4 protein-coding genes are annotated in these 3,911 nt (G+C 41.1%); all 4 read left to right on the top strand.

Features of this window, described 5'->3' with window-relative positions; genetic code table 11:
- On the top strand, positions 1 to 901 hold a 901-nt coding region (locus tag PAECUDRAFT_RS26045), incomplete at its 5' end, for a hypothetical protein (protein WP_006040794.1).
- Positions 898 to 1,389, top strand: coding sequence for a hypothetical protein (locus tag PAECUDRAFT_RS24185; RefSeq protein ID WP_233516816.1), 492 nt, complete (start codon positions 898 to 900; stop codon positions 1,387 to 1,389). The genes PAECUDRAFT_RS26045 and PAECUDRAFT_RS24185, both read left to right, overlap by 4 nt.
- Before the next feature lie 193 nt (positions 1,390 to 1,582).
- Complete coding sequence (locus PAECUDRAFT_RS24190; RefSeq protein ID WP_006040796.1) at positions 1,583 to 1,873, top strand: hypothetical protein; 291 nt, start codon at positions 1,583 to 1,585, stop codon at positions 1,871 to 1,873.
- Between the two features lie 483 nt (positions 1,874 to 2,356).
- The coding region (locus PAECUDRAFT_RS24195; RefSeq protein WP_006040797.1) for a hypothetical protein at positions 2,357 to 3,911 on the top strand (1,555 nt) is incomplete at its 3' end.

The raw sequence follows: 3,911 nt of genomic DNA on the forward strand, positions 1-3,911 counted from the left end.
TAGAAATTCGACTTTGCAGGCCGAGCTAAACAAAGCCATGGCCAACACGCTGATGAAAGACTATGTTGAGCCGATGAAGCAGATGTATGATTTCGCGGTTCACGTGGCTACAGGAAAAGCGACTTACGGCGAAGCGAAGCAATTTGGTCGGAATTTAGAAAAAGTGCTGGAAGGCATTGCGGTTGCTTGCTTGACGGAGGGCGTGGGTGCCGCGCTGGCGAAGGTGGCGCCGAAGTTAGTTGAAGGTTTGGCTGATGCGGGTAAGGCGATATTGAAGAGAAAAGCGGATAAGGAAGTGGATTTGAACGGGCCGGGTGATGTTTCAGTTAATATTACAAAGATTGATTGGAGTAAATACAACCGAGTAGATAATTATAAACCGACATTTGACACTATACCTGATGAAGCAAATTACAGGCTTGCATCAAAGTACTATGATGAGATTAGAAGTGTGGGGATGAAAGATATTGAGCAGGTCGCAAAAAATACTGGATTATCAGTAGAGGAAATAAAGGCTGTAAAGCAACATATCTTTTTTGATTCACATAACATAGCATTGGATGATAGAAATTATAGGGTAGGGCAATTTACTCCAGATGCTGATTTTGGTTATGCATGGAAGCAAGCTCAGCAAGAGAAAGAATTAACGCAATCACAAAAAGAGTGGTTACAACAAATGATTAAACATGAGCTTACGGAAATTAAACTTATGAAGCAAGGATACCCATATAAGAATCCTGAGGCATACCATCCTGACTCGAATTCCTTTGGTTCTATACCTCCAGGAGCACACGACGCAGCTGATCCCCAACCTAAGGGTGAGTTTGATGGAGCGTTTAGCTATAATCTTAAAGAACAAGGTAAGATAGAAAAACAAATAGAAAAAGAAAGAGGAGAATGAAAGTGGGATTTTTAAAGCAGGCGATTAAACGCATTTCCGTAATAGATTGGAGTTGTCTTGGAGAAAAGGAAGCCGTATCACAAGGTTATTTGTGTCGAGAGTACTTAAGAAGAGCAACCAAATTTCTAAAAGATCATCCAGGTACTTGTGTACCCCCTTTTATTATGATTTCAAATTCGATCACTGAGCCAAAAGAAAACATTGAGATGCTTGAAATATTGAATGAAATAAACAATTCTTACCATAAAGCTCTCGTTACGAGTTATCTTGAATTATGCGCTCTTATCGATGAAGAAAATCCAATTGCTTTGGATAACAAGGATCTGTTTGAGCCAGTAATAAAATTATATGAAAGAGGGGGTTTTTTCTATAGAAGGGAAGGATATATATATATAAATGGTAGTTCTATTGTAATTGCAGATGTTGCTTGGGATGAACAGGAACCACTAGATATTAGTGATGAAACTTTAGATGCGCTAGATAACTGAGAATACGATACAACTTAAACACGTTATAAACTTTCAAAGCTCTTTCCTCACTTGAACTAGGAGGTAGGAAAGAGCTTTTTTGCGTTCGTTAATTAGGAGGAATATAGGAGGGTTGTGTAACATCAGTGACACACGACAACTTAGAGATTTAATTGAATCAGTTAAAGGTATTTTAAAATAGGGAGTAAAAATCATGAATGAAAATTGCAGTAAGGCAACTAGGCGAGTTAATAAGATAGATTGGAATAACATGAAATATACCAACAGGAAATCTGATTTAGTGCTCGCAAAAGAATTTATTAGAAGAGCAGCCATGTTCTTTGTCGACATATCCCAAGACAGTAAAACGGCTTTTTTTAGTGCTGCTAATATACTAAAAAAAGATTTTATTTTAAATATTGAAGCGATGTGTCCGAAAGTAACTGAATTAAGTTTGTATAACAAACTGGCATGTAAGCATTATATAGAGGGCTTATTTAGTTGATGAGGGTGAGGCGCTGGCGTTAAGAAATGAGAATCTATATGATCCATTGATTAGCTTGCTTGAAAGAGGTACTATAGTAAAAATGCATCATAGGGAATTCGAGATTGGTGAAAATAGCTTTATATACCTTGAATCAGGAATACGTAGTTATGCATCGGAAGTACCATTGGATATAACTGATAGTGCATTGGCGAAATATGACAATGAACAGAATGGCGATTAACTTACATGATGACAAAAAGTAATTTGAATTACTCTTGTAGCTCTGAGAAATTCGTCAGCATCCAATATCTAATCAATAACAAAGCCTAACCCGTATAATACCGGAAAAAGTTTTTTTATTGTTGTATTGTATGTATGTGTAGGCGCCAGTGTTTTATATCTAAGTTTATCATATGCATTAATTTCATAGTTTAAGTAGCGCTATGTTGTTACATTGAACAGGTCGATTATGGTGAGACATTACCATGAGCGATCTGTTTTTTGTTATCCCGTAACCTCATAACGCGCGCAACGCTTAACATCCGGCGCAACACCACGCTCGCGCAATCCAAGGTCGACGACTTCCTCTATGAATTGAAAAGCAGGGAGTGGGCGCGCAAGGAGAATCTGCTGGCTCCCGACGCTAGCTTGGAGAAGTATAAGGTCATTGCGAAGAATGTGCTGGGTGCGAATGGGCTTGCTGATCGGATTGTGAAGCTAGATGAAGCAAATGAAGTCATACTGAAAGCAAAATCAGATTTTTGGGCGGCAGCTGTCACGATGGACGATCAGATTATGAAGCTGGCCGCGGATAAGCTGAAGGGCATGAGCAAAAACGAATTTGCTACGTTATCAACAGAGTTCAACACGAAGCTCGATCAACTTAACGACGAGATCATTCGTATCTCAGTGGCAAGCGTCGTTTACAAAGGAAATCAGGATCAAGAGGCAGCAATAGACGCCAGAAAAGACGCGATATTGGATGATATCCAACGAGCAAGAGCGGCCAAGCTTACAACGCTCAATGTAAATGACAATCCGTTGATGCAGTTGGCCGAGAAGATTTATGATAACAAAAAGGAAATCTGGAGCTGGCAGATCAACCCTGACATCGATACCGTGCAGCGGGTAGTGAGAGAAGCGACACAAAGCCAATTGAATCAGCTTACGGAAGCTTACAATCAATTAGATAAATACACGAAAGCGACGCAAGGTGAGCATGTCCTTCCGAAGTTTAATATCGATGTTCAGAATGAGCTTGTCGTGAATGCCAAAACGAACGTTTGGCTCGCCATTGAGGATGCCAATCGCGAAGCAGCAGCGTATTATTTCAATCAAGGGTTGAAGCCGCTTAGTGATGGCGCGACACTCAATATTCGTCAGATGGTACCGAATCTGGACACGATCAACTGGGCTGCGAAGGCATGGGCGAAAGAGCAGAAGCTACGAGTTGAGCAGTATAATAAAGAAGTTGATGCAGCGGACATCAAGCGTATGCAGGAAGCGTTGAAGAAATTAGATCTCTATGATGGGCCGATCACCGGAAAATATGATAAAGATTTTCTGATGGATGTGGTGTTCTTCCAGCAGCTCGTCGTGATGGGAGCCGTTGAGGGATCTGTTAAGGCTTCACTAGACGATATTGCAACGGATGGCAAGATTACAAAGTCGCTACTGAATTTGGCGCAAAACGCTACCATCGTAAATCCAGACCGTGTCATCCCTGGGTTTGGAAGAGAAATGATGCAAGCTATTCATAAGGGCCGAGTGGAGCAAATTGAGGCAAACATAGACGAATATGCGGAACTGGCGAGCCGATTGAACCCATTCAGCAGTAGATTATATACAGAGACGCTGCCGGGAATGGCGAAGGTGCTAACCGAGATTTCTAGAAATTCGACTTTGCAGGCCGAGCTAAACAAAGCCATGGCCAACACGCTGATGAAAGACTATGTTGAGCCGATGAAGCAGATGTATGATTTCGCGGTTCACGTGGCTACAGGAAAAGCGACTTACGGCGAAGCGAAGCAATTTGGTCGGAATTTAGAAAAGTGCT

It is taken from the genome of Paenibacillus curdlanolyticus YK9 (genome assembly GCF_000179615.1).
GTDB lineage: Bacteria > Bacillota > Bacilli > Paenibacillales > Paenibacillaceae > Paenibacillus_T > Paenibacillus_T curdlanolyticus.